We start from the raw sequence: 21,687 nt of genomic DNA, 5'->3' as shown, positions 1-21,687 counted from the left end.
CATGAGCATCACCGTCAACGGCCTCGACGAACTGAAGAAGCTCGCCGGCGGCGACCTCGGCACCAGCGAGTGGATCGAGGTCACCCAGGAGCGGATCGACACCTTCGCCGACGCCACGGGCGACCACCAGTGGATCCACGTGGACCCCGAGCGCGCCAAGGCGGGCCCCTTCGGCGCCCCCATCGCGCACGGCTACCTCACGCTCTCCCTCTTCATCCCGCTCTTCACCGAACTGCTGGACGTCCAGGGCGTCACCACGAAGGTCAACTACGGCCTGAACAAGGTGCGCTTCCCCGCTCCGGTGAAGGCCGGCTCCCGCATCCGGCTCACGGCGAGGCTCGCCGAGGTCGAGGACGTGCCCGGCGGTGTGCAGATCACCGTGGAGGGCGCCATCGAGATCGAGGGCGGCGGCAAGCCGGCGGCGGTGCTGCAGAGCCTGTCGCGGTTCTACGCCTGAGGCCGCGCGGGCACCAGGTCCAGAAGGCGTTCCGAGGCGTCACGGGCGAGCGGTGAGAGCCGCTCGTGCACGGCCCGGAACGTCTTCTCGGCCCCTTCCGCCGGCCAGTCGTCCGGCAGGTGCTTGACGGGCAGGCGCGGGTCCCGCCGCACGATCCGCAGCCACTCCGTCTGCAGCCGCAGCCGCAGCACGAGCGCCTCGTCGGCCTCCGGCAGCCGGTCCTGCCAGGGCTGCCAGCGCCGTACGAACCCCGCGTAACCGGCGGCCAGGTCGGACAGCTCCCAGGTCTCCTCGATCATCTGCCCGATGTCCATGCCGGCGTCCGCGTGCGCCCGGAACACCTTCACGTGCGCGGACAGGCCGAGCTCGGCCACCAGGGCCGACACGTCGACCTCGCCCGGGGCGATCCACAGGCCGTTGAACAGCGGGCCGAAGCCGCTCCAGGTCAGCTGGGAGCGCAGGTCGTGGCGCTGGCGCTGCCAGGACTCGGGCAGGGAGAAGCCGAGCAGCGTCCAGGTGCCGTCCCAGTGCCGGTTGACGGCACCGGTCTGCCAGATGCGCCGCTCACCGTCGCGCAGCACCGCCGCCGAGCGTTCGGTCAGCCCGAAGTACATGCGGCGGCCCTCGCGCTGGCGGCGCAGCAGGCCCCGGTTCACCATGCGGGTCAGCGTGGAGCGGGTGGCCTGCTCGCCGATCCCGGCGCGGGCGAACACGTCGATGACGCTGCCGGAGTACACGCACACGTCACGGCCGAGCACCTGGTCGCCCAGGAACGTCAGCATGAGGGACTGGGGCCGCAGCGACTCTTCACCGGTCACGCGGCCCACCGTACCTCCGCCCGATCAGTCCGTGACCTGCTGGTACGCGTGCACGGCCGTCGTCACCGCGCACACCCCGGGCGGGATCATCTGCACCCGCAGGGTGCCGCCGCGCGCGTCGTGGTCGATGCCTTCCGTCTCGAAGGTGCCCGTGCACGTGCTGCGCTGCGGCAGCGCGAACAGGCTCGTCACCGTGCCGGTGACCGGCCGCCCGTCGACCTCGTGCGGCAGGTCGACCTGGAGGAGCGGCCGGACCTGGGGGAAGAGGGTGCCTGTGGCGTCGTTCGAGGCGCACAGCAGGCGGGTGCCGGTGACGAAGTCACAGCCCTGGATGTCGCGGACCGGCTTGTCCAGGGTGATCTGCCCGGCCTGCGCCAGCGTGCCTCCGGTGGCCGGAGTGGACGGGTTGAGCAGGGGAGCGGGGAAGACCTGGAGCCGGTTCTGCAGGCCCCACTCGCCCGAGACCAGCCACTGCCCGTCGGGCGAGACGGCCGCGAAGGAGTTGTTGAGCTTCTCGCCCGCGTCGAGCGGGTGGACGTACTCGTAGCGCTTCCCGGCCGGGGTGGTGACCGCGAACATCTTGGACTGGGCGTTGTCCGGGCCCTGGTAGGCGTCGAAGACATGACCGCGCGCGATGTCCGGGTCGCCTATGTGGTTCCAGCCCTTGACTCTCAGGTCCAGCGGGATGGAGGCCAGTCCGCGGAACAGCAGGGAGCCGTCCGCGCGGCTGGCCAGGCCCTGCCCGCCACCGAGGGTGCCGGTGTACGTCGTTCCGGTCTCCGCCCACCGCGGGGCGCCGGCGGCCGAGGCCGTACCGGCGCCCAGCGCGAAGGCACTCAATAACGCTGTCGCCGCCAGCAGTTGACGTCTCATCAGGTCAGGACCCTTCCACGTCGACGAACACGGGGTTCGAATAGAACCACGTATCGGCCCACGGGTCACCGTCCCCGGGCGGGTGCGGGACCGGCCCGTGCGGGTCGACCGAGGCGCCGAGGTAGCCGGTGCCGTGCCGGTTGCCGTCGCTGCCGCGCAGCCGGACGTAGAAGGACTCCTCGCCCGCGTCGAGCGGGACGCGCAGGGTGTAGGTGCCCGTGCGGCCGGAGACGTCCTGCGACCGGACGACCCGCGTGTCCGGGGCCTTCCAGGAGTCGCGGTCGGTGACGGGCCCGCGTACCGCGCCGCGGATGACGTCCACGTGCGCCAACTCGGGGAGGATGCCCTGCGGGTTGGGGCGCGAGGCGGTCGTCACCGTGACCTCCAGCGTCAGCCTCTCGCCCGCGCGGACCCGCAGCCGGCCGCCGAGCGTCACGCCCCGGCCCCGGTCGCGCTCCCGCTTCAGCCGGACGTCGAGCCCGTCGAGCAGGTGTCCGTGGTCGAGCCAGACGCGGCCCGCCCGCAGACCCGCCATGACCGCCCGGTAGCCGTAGCGGGTCACGCCCACGTGGGTGCGGCTGAACTGCCCCGGCCAGAAGTCGCTGCCCGGCTGCGGGGTGTCCGTGTTCACCGGGTCGGGCAGCTTTCCGGTGGTGTCGAAGGTCTGGCCGGGCTGCCAGTCGCCGTTCTTCCACGTGTCGAAGACGATCCGGTGGGCGTCGGAGTTGGTGGTGACGGAGAACAGCCGGCCCTCGGCGAGCAGCGAGTCCCACAGCCCGCCGACGGTCGCGGTCGCCCAGTCGAAGCCCCCGTAGGTCAGGTAGGCGTCCGCCGGGTAGCCGGGCCAGGACTGCGCGGACGGCTTGTTCTCGTACTCGCCGCGGATCGAGTTCGCCCCGCGCCAGCCGGGGATGGCCGCGCCCTGGGCGCCGGGCGCGCCCTCCATGCCGATCATGATGCCGGGCGCCGCGTCCCGCCAGTTGCGCATCTCGTGCGGGGAGTCGATGCCGAGACGCATGGGATGGTTGGCGAGGACCAGGACGTCGTCGACGTAGCCCGAACGGCGCTGCCCCTCCAGCCACTTGAGGGCCTTCACGGCGTGCGCCTCGTTGCGGGCGGTGTCCGCGTCGGCGGGTCCGCCCTTGTCGTAGGCGAGGAGCTTGCCGTCGTAGGCGCGCTCGAAGCGGGTGAGCACGTCGACCTCGTGCGGGCCGGGCGCGATGAACACCGTGCAGTGCTCGGCCGCGGGGATGTACCACTCCAGGCCCTGGAAGATCAGCTGGCGCGGGTTCTCCGCCCGTGCCCTGAGGATCTCCTCGTGCTCCAGCGCCGCGCCGAAGTCGGCGTGCCCGAAGTTGGAGTGCTCGGTGAACACCATCCAGTCCAGGCCGTACTTCGCGCCCGCGGCGGCCAGTTGGGAGAAGGTGTACTTGGCGTCGTGGCTGTAGACGGTGTGGATGTGGTGGTCGCCGACGAGGTAGGCGAGGCGGGGGTCCTCGCCGCCCAGCCGTCCGCCGTCGCCGGCCGCGCGGGCGGGGGTGGCCGCCGAACCCAGGGCGAAGGCGGCGCCGAACAGGCCCGCGCGGCGCAGGAGCCCGCGGCGGGAGACGCCCTGCGGATCGAGGGCGGCGGGGGAGACGGACGGGTCGGCCCAGGCGGGCAGCTGCTGCTCGGTCATCACGGGTCCTCGCCGGTCAGTGGTTCATGAAGGAGGTGACGGGCAGCGCCCGTGCGACGATCCGGACGTCGCCGAGCCGGCCGTGCAGGATCTGGTCGATCTTCCCGCCGTACTCGTAGCCGCCGAGCAGCCAGGGCAGGCCGACGGAGGTGATGCCGACCGCGGACGCCCTGGGGTTGCGGACCACCGGGCAGCCCTCGACGTACAGCGTGGTGTGCGTGCCGTCGTTGACGACGGCCAGGTGCCACCAGGTCTCCAGCGGGGTCTCCTGGCCCCAGTTGGTGGCGATGCCCTGCTGGTTGAGCGGGCGCATCGCCCACTGCGGTTCGCGGTCGTTGGAGAGCGACAGCGTGGCGAGCGGCTCGTCGGGGTCGTCGGCGGTCTTGCCGGCCGCGCCGCCCGTGCCCGTCCGGCTCACCAGGCCCGACCAGGCGTTGTGGTCCGGGTCCCAGTCGGCGGGCAGCCGGTAGAACGCCTCGATGGTGTAGCCGTCCTCGAAGGTGGCCCGGTTGAGCGGGGCGGCGTCGACCGTGCGCAGATAGGCGCCCTTCAGCGGCGACTTGAAGCCCCGGAACTCCAGGCTGCCGTGGCCCGGCTGGTCGGGGTGGTGGTCGGCGGACCAGCCCAGCGTCCCGCCGCCCACGGTGACCAGGGAGAGGTCGTTGCCCCGCCCGGACAGGTCGCGGACCGTGCCGTCCGTGCCGTCCACGGGCTGCTCGAAGCGCCAGTAGGCGACGGTGCCCGGCACCAGCATCTTCGCCACGGGCCGCGCCGGCCGCGCGGGCACGGGCGCGAACCCGGAGAAGCGCTCCTGGAAGTCGATGTCGACGGAGAACCGGTCGGCGTCGCCGCTCAGCTCCATCTCCTGCCGCTCCAGCTCGTTGAGCCCCTTCTTCGCCCGGCCCAGGATCCACGGGGAGACCGTCTCCACGTCGATGACGTTCCGGTCCAGGTCGAAGCGGTAGAGGCGGATCATCGCCGCGCCGCCGAAATAGCGGTTCTGGTAGTTCGTCAGGTGCAGATGGACGTCGTGCCCGGCCGCGTTCTCGCGGGTGGCCCGGGCGGCGGGCCAGTAGTGCCCGTTGAGGGTGAGGAAGATCTGGTCGTGGTCCTCGATCAGCTGGTCCCACAGCTGCTGCCCGTAGGCCGACAACGCGTCGTCCTCGACGACCAGTTCGTGGGTCGTGAGGATCACCGGCGTCCTCGGGTGCCGCGCCATGACCTCCTTCGCCCACGCGTACCCCTGCGGCGACAGCCGCCAGTCCAGCGCGAGCACCATCCACTCCCGGCCGCCCGCCGTGAACAGGTGGAAGGAGTTGTAGCCGTCCGGGGAGGCACCGCCGAACGTCCGCTGCCCCTCGAACCGCCGCGGCCCGAAGGCGTCCAGGTACGGTGTCGCACCGCGCTGGTCGGTCGTCGACGACCTCACGTCGTGGTTGCCGGCCAGGACGCTGTAGCCGACGCCCCGCCGGTCCAGCAGCCGGAACGCCTCGCCGATCGCCGCGAACTCCTCCTTCGCGCCGTTCTGCGTGAGGTCCCCGAGGTGCGACAGGAAGACGATGTTCTCCTCCCGGCCGTGCTCCAGCAGATAGCGCAGCGAGGCCTCGACGGGCGCCTTGTCGATGCTCGGCCCGTCGAAGAGGTACTGGGTGTCGGGCATCACGGCGAGCGTGAAGCGGCGGCTGTCCGGGTCGGGGCGCCAACTCGACGCGGCGGCCTCGGCGGTGACGGCGGGCAGCGCGCTCACCGCGGCGGCGGTGGCGCCGAGCAGCGCGGTCGCCCGCAGGAAACTGCGTCTGCCGGCACCGGCCTGGGGCGCCTCGCCCCGGTCGTGGTCATGCGAAGTGCACACGGGTGCTCCATGAGGTGACGGGGAGGGGAGGAACTCAGAGAACGCGCAGCGTCCAGCTCCAGCGGTGGACGCCGGCGGCGATGAGGTAGGAGGCGAAGGTGTCGGGCCCGCACGAGGCCGTGCCCAGCCCGCGGTGCGCCGCGTCGATGTGCACCACGCACCCGGCCCGCGGCACCAGTTCGTCGTGGTGCGCGACGGCGGCGAGGTCGGCCGCGCGATGCCGGGTCACGGACACCTGGCGGGGCCGGTCGAGCCGCACCGCCAGGCCGGTGGCGTCCGGCGCGGACAACGTGAACCGCCGTACGCCGTGCCGCCCGCCGCTCTCCTGGGGCCGCAGATAGGGCGTGAACAGCTCGTCCACCGGCAGCGCGTGGTGACCGACGGGCGCGCCCGCGGCCCGGTCCGGGTACGACTCCCAGGGGCCCTGCCCGAACCACTCCCACAGGTTCAGCCCGGCGACCGTCTCGAACACCGACCCGACCCGGGCCACGTCGTGCAGCGCCTCGGGCAGCTCCGCGCACTCCTCGACGAGCAGCCCGCCCTCGACGGCCGTGAACACCTGCTCGTGCCGGACGGTCCCGCCCGCGCAGAGGTGGTCGGCGACCACCGTCACCCGGCCCGGGTCACGCCGCACGGCGACGACCTTGCGGACGGGCGCCTCCAGCCCCCAGTCCCGCCAGCGGGCCGCCATGCCGCCCAGTTCGTCGTTGTCGGTCGGGGCGCGCCACAGGGACAGCGTGGGCGCGGCCGTCAGCAGCGGATGGACCAGCAGCCCGTCCTCGTCGACCTCGACCGCGCGGCCCGCGGCCGGCGTGTGCGCCACCGGGGACGCCGCCCGCAGCCGCACCCGCGGCAGGCACACGACCGTGCCGCGCGGCGCCCACGGCTCGTCGCCGGCCGTGGTGACCCGCAGCGTCAGCCACGCCTCGCCGCCGTCCTCCGGCAGCGCGAACGGCAGCGGCACGGCGGCCGTCTCACCCGGGCGCAGGTCGGGCAGCTCGGCGGGGGCCGTGAGGGTGCCGCCGTCGGCGAGGGACAGCTCCCACTCGCCGGACAGCCAGTCCAGGCCGCGGAAGTGCTGGTGGTTGCCCAGGACAATGCCCTCGTGCCGGAAGCAGTCGATCCGCAGGGGCGCGGCGATCTCCCGGTGCTCGAACATCACGGGCTTGGGGGTGCGGTCGGGGAAGACGACCCCGTCGGCGATGAAGGCGCCGTCGTGGTCTCTCTCCCCGAAGTCGCCGCCGTACGCCCAGCGGTGCCCGGGCGCGGCGACACCGTTGTCGTAGAGCCCGGCGCCCCCACGCCCGGCCGGTCTGCCGTCGTTCACACGCTGGAGGATGCCGTGGTCCCAGAACTCCCAGATGAATCCGCCCTGAAGACCCGGGGTGGCCTCGATGGCCGCCCAATGGTCCGCCAGCGTGCCGTTGCTGTTGCCCATGGCGTGCGAGTACTCGCACTGGATGAGCGGCTTGGTCTGCGTCCCCGACATGGCGTGCGCGATGCACTCCTCCAGGGGGGCGTACATCGGGCAGGCGATGTCGGAGGCCAGGTCCGGGTCGGCCCAGCCGCGCTTGGCCGCGCCCTCGTACTGCAAGGGCCGGGTCGGGTCGTGCCGGCGGACCCAGCCGGCGGCCGCGTCGTGGTTGGCGCCGTAGTCGGACTCGTTGCCCAGCGACCAGACGATGACGGACGGGTGGTTCTTGTCGCGCAGCACCATCCGCGCGACCCGGTCGACGAACGCGCCCAGGTAGCGCGGGTCGTCGGCGATCTCGTGCGCGTGGTCGTGGGACTCGATGTCGGCCTCGTCGACGACGTAGAAGCCGAGCTCGTCGGCCAGGTCGTACAGGGCCGGGTCGTTCGGGTAGTGCGCGGTGCGGATCGCGTTGAAGCCGAACCGTTTGAGCAGGACGAGGTCGGCGCGCATGTCGTCGTACGACACCGTCCGGCCCGTCAGGGGATGGAAGTCGTGCCGGTTGACGCCCCGGATGAACACGCGCTCGCCGTTGACCAGCAGGTCCCGGCCGTCGATCTCGACGTCCCGGAAGCCGATCCGGTGACGCGAGGTGTCGGCGACGGTGCCGTCGGCGCGGTGCAGCCGCACGGTCAGGCCGTACAGCTCGGGCGTCTCGGCGCTCCAGACGCGCACGTCGGGGACGGCGGCCCGCAGCCGGGCCTCGCCGAGGAACCCGGAGACGCGCTCGTCCTCGGCGTTGGCCCGGTCGAACTCGGCGTCCTGCGTGAGCAACTGCCCGTCCAGCTCCCCGCTGACGTACCAGCCCTCGGGCAGTGCCCCGCCCGCGTCCCGCACCCGGCAGTCCACCCGCAGGTCCCCGTCCCGCCGGGCGCGCACGGTCACGTCCGCGAGATGCAGCGGGTCGGTGGCGTACAGCAGCACCGACCGGGTGATCCCGCCGTGCCACCACTGGTCCTGGTCCTCGATGTGCGAGGCGTCCGACCACTTGACGACGGTCAGCCGCACCGTGGCCCGCTCGCCGGGGCGGACGTGTGCTGTCAGGTCGAACTCGGCGGCCAGGTGGGAGTCCTTGGAGAGGCCGACGGGCCGCCCGTCCACGTGCACCAGCAGCACGCTCTCGGCGGCGCCGACCTGGAGCACGATCCGCCGCCCGGCCCACTCGGCCGGCACGTCCACCGCGCGCTCGTGGACGCCCGTCGGGTTGGCGGCCGGCACGTCCGGCGGGAACTCGGCGAACGGCATGCGGACGTTCAGGTACCGCGGGAGGTCGTCCGTGCCCTGCAGGGTCCAGACGCCGGGCACGTACGACGACGACCAGGCCTCCCCGAGCGGGGCGTCCGGGGCGGGGAGCAACCGGAAACGCCAGTCGCCGTCGAGGCAGACGGCTCCGGAACGCCGGTCCACGGCGTTCATCGGCAGTCGCCCCCAGGAGGTCAGCTCGGGGGCCGACCAGGGGCGCAGGGCGATCAGCGGATCGAGGGGTGTGTCGGTCATGACCATTCCGAAGTCGGGGCGGTGGGCCGGGCCAGAACGCGCCCCGGCAGCTCCCAGGCCGGGTCGGCGGGGATGCCGAGTCGGTCCAGGACGGTGGGGGCGATGTCGACGAGGCGGGGGGTGTCGAGCCGGGTGCCTCCGGGCGTGCCGGGCCCGGCGAGGACGACGAAGACCTCCCGCTCGGCGCGCGTGTCGCCGCCGTGGCCGCCGGTGTCGAGGTGACCGTGGTCCGTCGTGACCAGCACGGTCCAGTGCTCGTGGGCGGGCCGCGCGTCGATCGCCGCCAGGAGCCGCCCGAGGTGGGCGTCCTGGGCGAGCAGGGCGTCGTCGTAGGCGGGGGAGAGCGGGCCGGTGGCGTGGCCCGCCTCGTCGGTGGCGCCGAAGTACACGAACAGGGCGTCCGGGTCGTCCTCGGTGAGCCAGCGGACCGCGGTGTCGGCGACGAGGCGGTCCGCGGTCGCGTAGCCGTCGGACTCGCCGTCGTGGCGCACCCGCGTGCCGATGGCGGGGCCGAGGACGCCCCGGTCGACCAGCTCCGGCCAGGACACCACCGCCGCGGTGCGCAGACCGGGCCGGGCGGTGGCGGCGCGGCTGAGGAAGTCGGGGTGGCGGGTGTAGTCGGCGCCGAGGAAGTCGTTGCCGGTCACCCCGTGCCGGTCGGGCCACAGCCCGGTCAGCACGCTCGACCAGCCGGGACCGGAGTCGGTGTAGGCCACGTCGGCCGACGGTCCGTCCTCGGCCCGGCCATAGGGGAGCAGGCTGGTGCCGTGCGCTCCCGCGGTCATCAGGGCGTGGAGAACAGGGGCGTTGGACGGCTCGCGGGTCAGGCGGTCGTGGCGGAGGCCGTCCATGCCGACGACCAGTACCTTGCCGTGTGCGTCTGGCACTGCCTACCCCTCTCGTCCAAGAGCTCGGGACCGACCGTCGGTTCTTGGGTGCGCGCCCGCTGTGGCTGGTCGCGCAGTTCCCCGCGCCCCTTCGGGGCGCGGATCAGCTGCCCTGTACCGCTCCCTCCGTCGCGCCCGCGATGAAGCCCCGGGCGAAGATCGTGAAGACCACGACCAGGGGGACGGACGCCATGAGGACGCCGGCCATGACCATGCTGTAGTCGGTGGTGTGGCCGACGTGGAGCTGGGCGAGCGCCACCTGGAGCGTGAGGTGGCCGGGGTCGGTGAGGACGACCAGCGGCCAGATGTAGTCGTTCCAGGCGCCGACGAAGGCGTAGATGGCCAGGAAGGACAGCGCCGGCTTGATCATCGGCAGCACGATGTTCCAGTACTGGCGGAAGAACCCGGCGCCGTCGATGCGCGCGGCGTCGAGGAGTTCGTCCGGCACGCCGTTCGCGATGTACTGGCGCAGCCAGAAGATGCCGAAGGCGTTGGCGAGGGCGGGCGGGACGAGCGCCTTGAGCGTACCGACCCAGCCGATGTCGGACATGAGGATGAACTGCGGCAGGACGGCCAGCTGGAGCGGCAGCATCATGAAGCCCAGCAGCGTCGCGAAGAGCACCCTGCGCCCGGGGAAGTCGAACTTGGCGAAGGCGAAGGCCGCCAGCGAGTCGACGAACAGCACCAGGACGGTGGTGACGGACGCGACGATGATCGTGTTCAGCATCGACCCGAAGAAGTCGATGGTGTCGAGCACGTGCCGGACGTTCTCCAGCAGGTGGGAACCGAAGGTCAGCTTCGGCGGGCTCTTGTAGATGTCCTCGGTGGTGTTCGTCGCCATGACGATCGTCCACACGAACGGGAAGATCGAGATCAGGACGGCGAGGACGAGGACGATGTGCGCGGTCAGGCCCTTGGGGCGCCGGGACCGCTTGGTGACCACCGCGGTCATGACTTCCTCCCGCGCTGCACTACGCGCCAGTTGATGACGACCATGACCAGGATCAGCACGAAGAAGGCCCACACGATGGCGGCGCCGTAGCCGTAGTCGTTGTTGACGAAAGCGGACTGGTAGAAGTACAGCAGCGTGGTCAGGCCCGCCTGGCCGGGGCCGCCGAGGTTGGGGTTGGCGGCGTTGCTGCCGAACAGGACCTGGGGTTCGCTGAAGCTCTGCAGGCCGTTGATGGTCGAGATGACGACCGTGAAGAGGATGATGGGCCGCATGATCGGCATGGTGATCTGGAAGAACGTGCGGATCGGTCCGGCGCCGTCCAGCTTGGCCGCCTCGTAGATCTGCGTCGGGATGGCCTGGAGACCGGCCAGGTAGATGATCATGTTGTAGCCGGTCCACATCCACGTCATCAGCAGCGCGATGACCAGCTTGATCAGCCACGGGTTGCTCAGCCACGGGACGGGCGGGATGCCGACCATCCCCAGGATCGCGTTGACCAGGCCGAAGTTGTTGCTGAACACCGCGCCGAAGAAGATCGACACGGCGACGATCGAGGTGACGTTCGGGACGTAGAGGGCGATGCGGTAGAAGCCCTTGAAGCGACGCACCGAATGCAGCAGCGTCGCCAGCACCAGGGCGCCGAACAGCGTGGGAACGGTGGACAGCACCCAGATCACCAGGGTGTTGCGGATCGACATCCAGAAGACCGGGTCGTCCCACAGGAACCGGAACTGGTCCAGCCCCACGAACTGCATGGTGCCCATGCCGTCCCAGCGCTGGAAGGCCAGGTACAGCGAGTAGAACACCGGGAAGAACGAGAAGGTGATGAAGATCAGGAAGAAGGGCGAGATCGCCAGGTACTGCCGCCAGTAGGACAGCACCCGGCGACGCGCCGGCCGCACGGCGCCCGCGGGCGGTGTGCGCCGCGGGCGGAAGCGGGCCGGGCCCGGCCCGCCGGGGTGCTGGGGCACCGCGGCGGGACCGGTGACCGGAGGTGACGTCACCTCACTTCACCCCCTGTCGCCGGGCGATCTGCTTGGCCTGGGCGACCGCGTCCTGCCAGGCGTCGTCGGGCTTCACGCCCTTGGCCTCGATGCTGGTCAGCCCGGTCATGAAGGGGGCCATGACGGCGGCGTCGGCGGGTGCCTCGTAGGCGGCCGGGATGGACTTGGCGGCCGGGCCGAAGACTTCGATGACCTTCTGACCGCCGAAGAAGGGGTCGCCGCCCGTCATGGCCGGCATGGAGTACGCGGCCGGCGCGGCGGGGAAGATCGCGGCGTCGGCGAAGCCGCGGGCGTCGTTCTCCGGGCTGAGGATCCAGCTGATGATCTTGAATGCCTCTTCGGGGTTCCGGCACTGCTTGGGCAGGGCCAGGTAGGAGCCGCCCTGGTTGGCCGGTCCGCCGGGCATGGCGCAGACCCGCCACTTGCCCTTGGTGTTCGGGGCCGCCTGCTCGATGTCCAGCGCGTGCCAGGCCGCGCCGAGTTCGGTGGTCAGGCTCTTGCCGATGGCGGCGTTCCAGCTGTTGTCGTTGATCTTGGCGTCGAGGCCGAGGGTGTAGGGGCGGACCGCCGTGTTCCACGCGGCGCGGATGTGGTCCTGGTCGCCGATGAAGCGGTTGTCCCGGTCGATGAACCGCTCGGTGCCCTGCCCGACCGCCATGTTGAACACCGAGCTGATGTTGTTGACCAGGTAGGTGCCGGGCAGCTTCTTCCTCAGCTCCGTGCCGAGCGCGAAGTACTCCTCCCAGGTCCCGGCCCGGGCGGCGACCTTGTCGGGGTCGGTGGGCAGTCCGGCCTTGTCGAACAGGTCCGCGCGGTAGAAGAGCGCGGTGGGGCCGATGTCGATCGGGAAGCCGATCTGCTTGCCGTCCTCGGTCCGGGCGAGCTTGGTCTTCCAGTCCAGGTACTTGGACGAGATCTCCTTGAAGCCCAGGTCGTTCAGGTCGAGGAAGCGGCCCGCGTTGGGCAGGAAGGCCGCCATGTCCTCACCCTTGATGCCGGTGATGTCGGGCACGGAGGTGCCGGCCGCCAGGGTGGTGGTGAGCTTCGACTTGAAGTCGCCGCCGATGGAGGCGACGGTCAGCTTCACGTCCTTGCCGAAGTGCGTCTTCGCCTCGGCGACCACCTTGTCGCTGAGCGCGCCGCCCCAGTACCACATGGTGAGGTTCTTGCCGTTCTTGCTGCCGGCCGAGCCCGAGCCGTTGCCGCACGCGACGGTCAGGCCGGAGGCGGCCGCGGTGAGCGCGGCGGCCTGGAGGAAGCCTCTACGGGAAAGGTCCACGGGTCACTCCTGTTGTTGCTGTTCGACGTGCTGAGGGGATTCGGGGGTCAGTGCCGCCCTGCGGAGGCGCCCGGACCCACGGGCGTGAGAGGGGCCGGCGGGGTGACGGGGGCGTGGTGCACCGCGGGGCCGACGTTGGCCGGGATGCGGTCGGCCAGGAAGCCGTACGCCCGCCGCAGGCCGGGGTCCGTCAGCGAGCGCCACCAGCGGTCCACGCCGTACCAGCCCGGGGCCGCGAGGGCCCCGCCGTGATGCCGGACGGACAGCCCGGCGGCGAGCACCGCGAACCGCAGCCGCTCCGCCAGCGGCCAGCCGCCGAGCGAGGCCGCGACGAAACTCGCGCCGAAGACGTCCCCGGCGCCCGTCGCGTCCAGGACGTCGGTGTCCAGGGCCGGGACCTCCGCGTACTCGCCGGTGATCTGGTCGACGGCGACGGCGCCGTCCCCGCCCCGCGTGACCACGGCGACCGGCACCAGCTCGGAGAGCGTGCCGAGCGCGGCCACCGCGCTGTCGGTGCGGGTGTAGGCCATCGCCTCGGCCTCGTTCGGGAGGAAGGCGTGGCACAGGGCCAGCTGCTCCAGGAGGGCCGTCGACCACTCCTGGGTGGGGTCCCAGCCGACGTCGGCGTAGATCAGGGTGCCGTTGGCTGCGGACTTGGCGAGCCACTCGCGGGGCTCCGCCTCGAGGTGCACCAGGGCGGTCCGCGCCTCGGGCGGGTCGCCCATCAGCACGTCCTGCGAGTACGGCGGCTCCTGCCCGTGGGTGAGCAGGGCCCGGTCCTGGCCGTAGGCGACGGAGACGGTGACCGGGGTCGGCCAGTCGTCCGCCGTACGCGAGAGCGAGAGGTCGACGCCTTCCTGGTCGCACAGGACGTCGCGGCAGTACTCGCCGTAGAAGTCGTCGCCGAACACCGTGGCCAGGGAGGTCGTGAGGCCGAAGCGGGAGGCGGCCACCGCGAGGTTCGCGATGCCGCCCGGGCCGCAGCCCATGCCCCCGGTCCAGATTTCCTCGCCGGGTGTCGGCGGCTTTCCCAGCCCCGTGAGGACGAGGTCGTAGAAGAGCAGCCCGGTCAGCAGCACATCGGGCCGGTCGTCGTCCACGGATGCGTCCTCTCGCTCGGGACCTCGACGGAGATCGTCAAAACTCTTCATTTCGGTGAGCGGAATCGTGCGCCGATCGGAGAGATTGGTCAATACCCGAGCAGAAATGAGCATGGCATTGATTGAAGATGACGAGTAGTGTGCACCGCGTGCTGGCAGAACGACGACACCAACTCATCCTGCGGGCCCTGCGCTCCGGCGGCCCCGCAGCTGTGACCGACCTCTCCGAGCAGCTGGGCGTGAGCCCCGCCACAATCAGGCGTGACCTGGTCAAACTGGAAGAAGACGGGCTGCTCACGCGCGTCCACGGCGGCGCCGTGGTCGAGGAGGGCGACCAGCCCTTCGCCGAGGTCGCCGAGGTGCGCGTGGCCGAGAAGGACGCCATAGCGGAGCGCGCCGCGGCCATGGTCAGCGACGGCCAGTCGGTGCTGCTGGACATCGGGACGACGGCCTACCGTCTGGCCCGGCAGCTGCACGGCCGCCGCCTCACCGTCATCACCAGCAACCTGGTGGTCTACGAGGAGCTCGCCGACGACGAGGGCATCGAGCTGGTCCTGCTCGGCGGCATGGTCCGCCGCGAGTACCGCTCCCTGGTCGGCTTCCTCACCGAGGACAACCTGCGCCAGCTCCACGCCGACTGGCTCTTCCTCGGCACCAGCGGCGTGCGGCCCGGCGGGCAGGTCATGGACACCACCGTCGTGGAGGTGCCGGTCAAGCGCGCCATGATCAAGGCCGGTGAGAAGGTCGTGCTGCTCGCCGACGCGGCGAAGTTCCCGGGGCACGGCATGGCGAAGGTCTGCGGTCCCGAGGACCTGGACGTGGTGGTCACGAACGAGCCGGTCGACGCGGCGACGCGGGCCTCTTTGCAGGAGGCGGGCGTCGAGGTCGTCGTGGCGGGAAAGGTGCAAGCGTGAGGCTGACGATTCTGGGCGGCGGAGGATTCCGCGTGCCACTGGTGTACGGGGCGCTTCTTCAGGACCACGCCGAGGGCCGGGTGACCCACGTCGTCCTGCACGATCTGGACGCCGGGCGGCTGTCGGCGGTGGCACGGGTCCTCGCCGAGCAGGCGGCCGGTGTTCCCGACGCGCCCGAGGTGACCGCCACCACCGACCTCGACGAGGCCCTGCGCGGCGCCGACTTCGTGTTCTCCGCGATCCGCGTCGGCGGCCTGAAGGGCAGGGCCGACGACGAGCGCGTGGCGCTCGCCGAGGGCGTCCTCGGCCAGGAGACGGTCGGCGCCGGCGGCATCGCCTACGGGCTGCGCACGGTCCCGGTCGCCGAGGACATCGCCCGGCGGGTGGCCCGGCTCGCGCCCGAGGCGTGGGTCATCAACTTCACCAACCCGGCCGGCCTGGTCACCGAGGCCATGTCCCGCCACCTCGGCGACCGGGTCATCGGCATCTGCGACTCCCCGGTCGGCCTCGGCCGCCGCATCGCCCGCGTGCTCGGCGCGAACCCGAAGGAGGCCTGGATCGACTACGTCGGCCTCAACCACCTCGGCTGGGTGCGCGGCCTGCGCGTCGCCGGCCGGGACGAGCTCCCGCGCCTGCTCGCCGACCCCGACCTGCTCGGCTCCTTCGAGGAGGGCAAGCTGTTCGGCACCGACTGGCTGCGCTCCCTCGGGGCGATCCCCAACGAATACCTGCACTACTACTACTTCAACCGCGAGGCCGTCCGCGCCTACCAGCAGGCCGAGAAGACCCGCGGTGCCTTCCTGCACGACCAGCAGGCCCGCTTCTACGCCGAGATGCGCAACCCCGACGCCCCCGCGTGGAAGGTGTGGGACGACACCCGCGCCGAGCGCGAGGCCACCTACATGGCCGAGAACCGGGAGACCGCGGGCGCCGGTGAACGCGACGAGGACGACCTGTCCGGCGGCTACGAGAAGGTCGCCCTCGCCCTGATGCGTGCCATCGCCCGCGACGAGCGCACCACCCTGATCCTCAACGTCCGCAACCAGCACACGCTGTCCGTCCTGGACACGGACGCCGTGATCGAGGTCCCCTGCCTCGTCGACGCCAACGGCGCCCACCCCGTCACCGTCGACCCGCTGCCCGACCACGCCACCGGCCTGGTCTGCGCGGTCAAGGCGGTCGAGCGCGAGGTGCTGGCCGCCGCCCGGTCCGGCTCCCGCGCGACCGCTGTGAAAGCCTTTGCCCTGCACCCGCTCGTCGACTCCGTCAACGTGGCCCGGCGGCTGGTCGAGGGCTATACCGAGGTCCACCCCGGGCTGGCGTACCTTAGGTGAACGCCGCTCGGTAAGCGCTTTCCCCGCTCGCCCCGCTCGCCCCGCTTCCTGGAGACAACCCATGCACGACGAAAGCCGCCGGATCGAAGAGCGCGTGCAGCGCCTCCACGACCAGCGCATCAAGACCGCGGTCTACGCGGCCACCGTCCCCTTCGAGGTGGAGGCGTGGCAGGCTCCCGGGGAGCCGGTGTCCTTCGAGGAGGCGGCCGCCGCCTCCTACGAGCCGTTCGCGATGGGCACCCCGTGGGGCCCGCCCTGGGGCACCACCTGGTTCCGCATGCGCGGGCAGGTGCCGAGCGAGTGGGCCGGCAAGCGCGTCGAGGCCGTCATCGACCTCGGCTTCGTGGGCGACTGGCCCGGCAACCAGGCCGAGGCCCTCGTCCACCTCACGGACGGCACCCCGCTCAAGGCCGTGAACCCGCTCAACCAGTACGTCCCGATCGCCAACCCGGCGACCGGCGGCGAGACGGTCGACTACCTGGTCGAGGCCGCCTCCAACCCGGACATCCTCGCGGACAACTTCTCCAAGGTGACGCCCCTCGGCGACAAGCTGACGGCGGGCGACAAGCCGCTCTACACCTTCCGCGCCGCCGACATCGCCGTCCTGGACGAGGAGGTCTGGCACCTCGACCTCGACGTGCAGGTGCTGCGCGAGCTGATGCTGGAGCTCGGCGAGCACGACCCGCGCCGGCACGAGATCGCGCACGCCCTCGACCGGGCCATGGACCTGCTCGACCTGGACGACGTCTCCGGCTCCGCCGCCGCCGTGCGCGAGGCGCTGAAGCCGGTGCTGTCCAAGCCCGCGCACGCCAGCGCGCACACGATCTCCGGCGTCGGCCACGCCCACATCGACTCGGCTTGGCTCTGGCCGATCCGCGAGACCAAGCGCAAGACGTCCCGCACGTTCTCCAACGTCACGTCCCTGGCCGACGAGTACGAGGACTTCATCTTCGCCTGCTCCCAGGCCCAGCAGTACGAGTGGGTCCGCGACAACTACCCCAAGGTCTGGGCCCGCATCCAGGAGTCGGTCAAGAACGGCCAGTGGGCGCCCGTCGGCGGCATGTGGGTCGAGTCCGACGGCAACCTGCCCGGCGGCGAGGCCGTCGCCCGCCAGTTCGTCCACGGCAAGCGGTTCTTCATGGACCACTTCGGCATCGAGACCAAGGGCGTGTGGCTGCCGGACTCCTTCGGCTACAACGCGGCCTACCCGCAGATCGCCAAGCTCGCCGGCAACGAGTGGTTCCTCACCCAGAAGATCTCCTGGAACCAGACCAACAGGTTCCCGCACCACACCTTCTGGTGGGAGGGCATCGACGGCACCCGCATCTTCACCCACTTCCCGCCGGTCGACACCTACAACGCCCGGTTCAGCGGCGAGGAGATGTCCCGTGCGGTCCGCAACTACCAGGAGAAGGGCGGCGCCTCCCGCTCCCTGGCCCCCTTCGGCTGGGGCGACGGCGGTGGCGGCCCCACCCGCGAGATCATGGAGCGCGCCCGCCGCCTCGCGGACCTGGAGGGCTCCGCCAAGGTCGTCGTCGAACACCCCGACGAGTTCTTCGCCAAGGCCCGCGAGGAGTACCCGGACGCGCCCGTGTGGGTCGGCGAGCTCTACCTGGAGCTGCACCGCGCCACCTACACCTCCCAGGCCCGCACCAAGCAGGGCAACCGCCGCTCCGAGCACCTCCTGCGCGAGGCCGAGCTGTGGGCGACCACGGCCGCGCTGCACGCCCCGGACTACTCCTACCCGTACGAGAAGCTCGACCGGCTCTGGAAGACGGTGCTGCTGCACCAGTTCCACGACATCCTGCCCGGCTCCTCCATCGCCTGGGTGCACCGCGAGGCCGAGGCCGAGTACGCCCGTGTCGCCCGTGAACTCCAGGAGCTGACCGCCGAGGCGCTCGCCGCGCTGGGCACGGGCGGGCCCCGGGCCTTCAACACCAGCCCCCGCGACCGCGCCGAAGTGACGCGCACCGCCGACGGCGCACCGGTGTACGTGGAGGTGCCCGCCAGCGGCTCCGCGCCCCTCGGTGCCGCCGAGCCCCCGCAGCCGGTGACGGTGAGCGGCCGGGTCCTCGACAACGGACTCGTCCGGGTCGAGGTCGCCGAGGACGGCACCCTGGCGTCCGTCCGCGACCTGCGCGCCGGCCGCGAGGTCCTCGCCGAGCCGGGCAACCTGCTCCGCCTGCACACGGACCTGCCCAACTACTGGGACGCCTGGGACATCGACAAGCACTACAGGAACCGCTACACGGACCTCCTCGACGCCTCCTCCGTGACGGTCGTCGAGCAGGACCCGCTCATCGGCGCGATCCGCGTCGAGCGGTCCTTCGGCAAGGGCTCGACGATCACCCAGACGATCACCGTCCGCGCCGGCAGCCCCCGCATCGACATCGAGACGGACATCGACTGGCACGAGACCGAGAAGATCCTCAAGGCGGCCTTCCCGGTCGACATCCGCGCCCCGCACTCCTCCGCCGAGATCCAGTTCGGCCACATCCAGCGCCCCACGCACACCAACACCAGCTGGGAGGCGGCCCGCTTCGAGGTCTCCGGCCACCGCTGGGTGCACATCGGCGAACCCGGCTACGGCGTCGCCGTCATCAACGACTCCACCTACGGCCACGATGTCTCCCGCACGGTCCGCGAGGACGGCGGCACCACGACCACCGTCCGCCTCAGCCTGGTCCGCGCCCCGCGCATCCCCGACCCCGAGGCCGACCAGGGCCGCCACCGCTTCACCTACGCGCTGCTGCCCGGCGCGACCATCGAGGACGCCGTCGCCGAGGGCTACGCCCTCAACCTCCCGCTCCGGGTGGCCGACGCGGCCGGCGCCCCCGCACCGGTCGTCTCCGTGGACGGCGAGGGAGTGACGGTGGAGGCGGTCAAGCTGGCCGACGACGCCTCCGGCGACGTCGTCGTACGGCTCTACGAGTCCCGCGGCGGCCGCGCCACCGGCGTCCTGCGCACCGGCTTCCCGCTCGCCGGCGCCCAGGTCACCGACCTGCTGGAGCGCCCGCTGGAGGACGCGGAGACGACCGACGGCGGGGTCGCCGTCGCCCTGCGGCCCTTCCAGATCCTCACGCTCCGCCTGCGAAGGGGCTGACCTCCATGGCGATGCAACCGTGGTTCACGGACGCCAAACTCGGCATCTTCATCCACTGGGGCATCTACGCCGTCGACGGCGTCCAGGAGTCCTGGTCGTTCTACGACGACATCGTCCCCTACGACCGGTACATGTCCCAGCTCGACCGGTTCACCGCCGCCCGCTACGACCCGCGCGACTGGGCGAAGCTCTTCGCGCGGGCCGGCGCCAAGTACGCCGTGCTGACCAGCCGCCACCACGACGGCGTCGCCCTGTGGGACACCGCGTACGGCGACCTGAACGTGGGCCGGGACCTGATCGGCGGCTACGCGGACGCCCTGCGCGAGCAGGGCCTCAAGGTCGGCCTCTACTACTCGCACTCCGACTGGAGCCACCCCGACTACGCCTCCACCCGCAAGCCCGGCCGCCCGCCGGAGCTGGAGGACAACCGCTACTCGGAGGTCGCCGCCGAGGACGAGGACCTCGACGCCTGGGAGAGGTTCCTCGCCTACCGGGACGGCCAGATCCGCGAACTCACCAGCCGCTACAGGCCCGACCTGATGTGGTTCGACGGCGAGTGGGACCGCAGCGAGGAGCAGTGGCGCATCCGCGAACTCGCCGCCCTCATCCGCTCCGAGGTGCCGGACGTCGTCTTCAACGCCCGCATGCTCGGTGAGGGCGACTACGCCACCCCCGAGCAGGGCGCCCCCGTCATCCCCCCGGAGGGCCCCTGGGAGCTGTGCCTCACGATCAACGACTCCTGGGGCCACCAGCACCACGACCACCACCACAAGTCGGTCGACCAGCTCGTCCGCTACTTCACCGAGACCATCGGCGGCGGCGGCAACCTGCTCCTCAGCGTCGGCCCGCGCGAGGACGGCACGATCACGGACGAGCAGCGGGAACGGCTGGAAGGCCTCGGCGACTGGATCGCCCGGCACGCGGAGGCCGTGTACGGCACCGAGCGGGGACTGCCGCCCGGGCACCACTACGGCCCGAGCACCCTCTCCAAGGACCGCCGCACCCTCTACCTGACCCTCTTCGACGCCCCGCGCGCCGAGATCAACGTCCGCGGCCTGCTCAGCGGAGTGCGCCGCGTCTCGGTCCTGGGCAGCGGCACGGAACTCGCCCACGAGATCACCGGCGGCCTCCACGAGACCCCCGGCATCCTCTGGATCCAGCCGCCCGCCGCGGCCGACCTCGACCCGCACGCCACCGTGCTGGCCGTCGAACTGGAAGGGGAACTGGAGCTGTACCGCGGCGCCGGCAGGTTCTGACGAAAGTTTAAGAAACGGGTAAGCGGCCTGCTCACGGGCGTATGTGGACGCCCGTGAGCAGGCCGGTTCGCCTGATGGACATCTGACGTTCGCCCGTTCCCCCTGGGATGCGGAATGCCCGCGCGAAAGAAAGGTGTCACGGTGCGAGACCCGCGCATGTCCGCGATCGGCAAGGGACTGAAGCGTCGCGGAAGGCTGGTGATGGAGGCGGTGAGTCCCCCGCGCCGGACCCTCGACGCCATCCCCGCTCCCCGCCCGGCCGCCGACCCCTACACGGCCCCGCCCGCACCCCGGCTGGTGGACTCCCCGGTCTTCGTGCTGTCCTCGGTCCGCTCCGGCTCGACCCTGCTGCGGGTCCTGCTCAACAGCCACAGCCGCATCCGCGCCCCGCACGAGATGCACCTGCGCACCGTGCACGTGCACCTCTCCCGCGAGTTCACCGCGGACGCCATGCGGGCCCTCCACCTCGACAAGGACGAGCTGGAGCACGTGCTGTGGGACCGGGTGCTGCACCTGGAGCTGACCCGCAGCGGCAAGGACGTCATCGTCGACAAGACCCCGCCCAACGTCCTCATCTGGCCCCGGCTGCGCCGATGTTGGCCGAACGCCCGGCACATCCTGCTGCTCCGCCACCCCGGCGCCGTCATCGCGTCCCTCACCGACCGCCGCGCCGACCCCGACCACGAGGCCATCCGCGCCGAGGTCCTCGACTACAGCGAGAAGCTGGAGGAGGCCCGCCGGAACCTCGACTGCCATGTGATCACGTACGAGGAGCTCACCGCCGAGCCGGAGCGGGTCACCCGGGGCGTCTGCGACCACCTCGGCCTCCCCTGGGAGCCCGGCATGCTCGACTACGGCAGCAAGGACCACGGCACCTTCCGCCCCCAGCTCGGCGACTGGTCCAGCACCATCAAGTCCGGCCGCATCCAGTCCGCCCGCACCGCCGCCCCGGACGCCGACCTGCCCCCACGCCTGCGGGAACTCGCCGAGGCGTGGGGGTACGGCGCCTAGGGGGTGTCCGCAAAGTCCCGCCTGCCCCGCGACGCCCGGCACTCCCCCAAGCTCTTCGAGCAGGGGGTACCCCCACTCGCCGCACCGGTCGAACACCCGAGTACAGCCAGTACGCGGGCGTCCGCCCGGCACGCCGAGAGCACGCTCCCCCAAGCTCTCGGCTTCGCTCGAGCAGGGGGGACCCCCATGACGCCGCAGGGC

General features: G+C 71.7%; 16 protein-coding genes. 6 read left to right on the top strand and 10 right to left on the bottom strand.

The window, feature by feature from the left end; translation table 11 throughout:
- The first annotated feature begins 1 nt into the window (after position 1).
- Positions 2 to 457 carry a MaoC family dehydratase gene (locus ABZ948_RS12680; protein WP_359758916.1) on the top strand — a complete coding sequence of 152 codons (456 nt, stop codon included), beginning with the start codon at positions 2 to 4 and terminating at the stop codon, positions 455 to 457.
- Here ABZ948_RS12680 and ABZ948_RS12675 read toward each other — a convergent pair.
- From ABZ948_RS12675 to ABZ948_RS12630, 10 genes are all read right to left on the bottom strand, one after another.
- Positions 448 to 1,275, bottom strand: a complete 828-nt coding sequence (locus ABZ948_RS12675; RefSeq protein ID WP_359758915.1) for a PaaX family transcriptional regulator — start codon at positions 1,273 to 1,275, stop codon at positions 448 to 450. The genes ABZ948_RS12680 and ABZ948_RS12675 overlap by 10 nt on opposite strands.
- Before the next feature lie 24 nt (positions 1,276 to 1,299).
- Positions 1,300 to 2,148, bottom strand: a complete 849-nt coding sequence (locus ABZ948_RS12670; protein WP_359758914.1) for a hypothetical protein — start codon at positions 2,146 to 2,148, stop codon at positions 1,300 to 1,302.
- Positions 2,149 to 2,152: 4 nt separating this feature from the next.
- A complete protein-coding gene (locus ABZ948_RS12665) occupies positions 2,153 to 3,826 on the bottom strand; it encodes a PHP domain-containing protein (RefSeq protein WP_359758913.1) in 1,674 nt (557 codons plus the stop codon).
- A 16-nt stretch (positions 3,827 to 3,842) separates the two neighbouring features.
- Positions 3,843 to 5,678, bottom strand: a complete 1,836-nt coding sequence (locus ABZ948_RS12660) for a LamG-like jellyroll fold domain-containing protein (RefSeq protein ID WP_359758912.1) — start codon at positions 5,676 to 5,678, stop codon at positions 3,843 to 3,845.
- A gap of 34 nt (positions 5,679 to 5,712) precedes the next feature.
- Complete coding sequence (locus ABZ948_RS12655) at positions 5,713 to 8,646, bottom strand: glycoside hydrolase family 2 TIM barrel-domain containing protein (RefSeq protein ID WP_359758911.1); 2,934 nt, start codon at positions 8,644 to 8,646, stop codon at positions 5,713 to 5,715.
- On the bottom strand, positions 8,643 to 9,533 hold the full coding sequence (locus tag ABZ948_RS12650) for an alkaline phosphatase family protein (protein WP_359758910.1): 891 nt from the start codon (positions 9,531 to 9,533) through the stop codon (positions 8,643 to 8,645). The genes ABZ948_RS12655 and ABZ948_RS12650 overlap by 4 nt, the downstream gene beginning before the upstream one ends.
- Before the next feature lie 103 nt (positions 9,534 to 9,636).
- Positions 9,637 to 10,485, bottom strand: coding sequence for a carbohydrate ABC transporter permease (locus ABZ948_RS12645; RefSeq protein ID WP_359758909.1), 849 nt, complete (start codon positions 10,483 to 10,485; stop codon positions 9,637 to 9,639).
- Positions 10,482 to 11,366, bottom strand: a complete 885-nt coding sequence (locus tag ABZ948_RS12640) for a carbohydrate ABC transporter permease (RefSeq protein ID WP_359759009.1) — start codon at positions 11,364 to 11,366, stop codon at positions 10,482 to 10,484. Before ABZ948_RS12640 ends, ABZ948_RS12645 begins: the two co-directional genes overlap by 4 nt.
- Positions 11,367 to 11,490: 124 nt before the next feature.
- Entirely contained in the window at positions 11,491 to 12,768 is a 1,278-nt protein-coding gene (locus ABZ948_RS12635; protein ID WP_359758908.1) for an ABC transporter substrate-binding protein, read from the bottom strand.
- Between the two features lie 47 nt (positions 12,769 to 12,815).
- Complete coding sequence (locus tag ABZ948_RS12630) at positions 12,816 to 13,868, bottom strand: carbohydrate kinase family protein (protein ID WP_359758907.1); 1,053 nt, start codon at positions 13,866 to 13,868, stop codon at positions 12,816 to 12,818.
- Positions 13,869 to 14,017: 149 nt separating this feature from the next.
- Between ABZ948_RS12630 and ABZ948_RS12625 the strand changes: the two genes are divergently transcribed.
- The 5 genes from ABZ948_RS12625 (at position 14,018) to ABZ948_RS12605 (ending at position 21,486) form a co-directional block, all read left to right on the top strand.
- A complete protein-coding gene (locus tag ABZ948_RS12625; RefSeq protein ID WP_359758906.1) occupies positions 14,018 to 14,782 on the top strand; it encodes a DeoR/GlpR family DNA-binding transcription regulator in 765 nt (254 codons plus the stop codon).
- Positions 14,779 to 16,116, top strand: coding sequence for a 6-phospho-beta-glucosidase (locus ABZ948_RS12620; RefSeq protein ID WP_359758905.1), 1,338 nt, complete (start codon positions 14,779 to 14,781; stop codon positions 16,114 to 16,116). The genes ABZ948_RS12625 and ABZ948_RS12620 overlap by 4 nt, the downstream gene beginning before the upstream one ends.
- 61 nt (positions 16,117 to 16,177) lie before the next feature.
- Complete coding sequence (locus ABZ948_RS12615) at positions 16,178 to 19,219, top strand: glycoside hydrolase family 38 N-terminal domain-containing protein (protein ID WP_359758904.1); 3,042 nt, start codon at positions 16,178 to 16,180, stop codon at positions 19,217 to 19,219.
- A 5-nt stretch (positions 19,220 to 19,224) separates the two neighbouring features.
- Positions 19,225 to 20,475 (top strand): alpha-L-fucosidase, encoded by a 1,251-nt coding sequence (locus ABZ948_RS12610; RefSeq protein ID WP_359758903.1) that lies wholly within the window; start codon positions 19,225 to 19,227, stop codon positions 20,473 to 20,475.
- A gap of 141 nt (positions 20,476 to 20,616) precedes the next feature.
- Positions 20,617 to 21,486 (top strand): sulfotransferase family protein, encoded by an 870-nt coding sequence (locus tag ABZ948_RS12605; protein ID WP_359758902.1) that lies wholly within the window; start codon positions 20,617 to 20,619, stop codon positions 21,484 to 21,486.
- Positions 21,487 to 21,687: the final 201 nt, after the last annotated feature.

It is taken from the genome of Streptomyces olindensis (genome assembly GCF_040645895.1).
Taxonomy (GTDB): domain Bacteria; phylum Actinomycetota; class Actinomycetes; order Streptomycetales; family Streptomycetaceae; genus Streptomyces; species Streptomyces olindensis.
This window is presented reverse-complemented; position numbering and strand designations above follow the sequence as displayed.

Bases quoted from the DNA above. Each gene is read 5' to 3' on its own strand.
- ABZ948_RS12655 (WP_359758911.1), bottom strand. From the start codon at position 8,646: ATGACCGACACACCCCTCGATCCGCTGATCGCCCTGCGCCCCTGGTCG.
- ABZ948_RS12615 (WP_359758904.1), top strand. From the start codon at position 16,178: ATGCACGACGAAAGCCGCCGGATCGAAGAGCGCGTGCAGCGCCTCCAC.
- ABZ948_RS12665 (WP_359758913.1), bottom strand. From the start codon at position 3,826: ATGACCGAGCAGCAGCTGCCCGCCTGGGCCGACCCGTCCGTCTCCCCC.
- ABZ948_RS12680 (WP_359758916.1), top strand. From the start codon at position 2: ATGAGCATCACCGTCAACGGCCTCGACGAACTGAAGAAGCTCGCCGGC.
- ABZ948_RS12645 (WP_359758909.1), bottom strand. From the start codon at position 10,485: ATGACCGCGGTGGTCACCAAGCGGTCCCGGCGCCCCAAGGGCCTGACC.
- ABZ948_RS12610 (WP_359758903.1), top strand. From the start codon at position 19,225: ATGGCGATGCAACCGTGGTTCACGGACGCCAAACTCGGCATCTTCATC.
- ABZ948_RS12670 (WP_359758914.1), bottom strand. From the start codon at position 2,148: ATGAGACGTCAACTGCTGGCGGCGACAGCGTTATTGAGTGCCTTCGCG.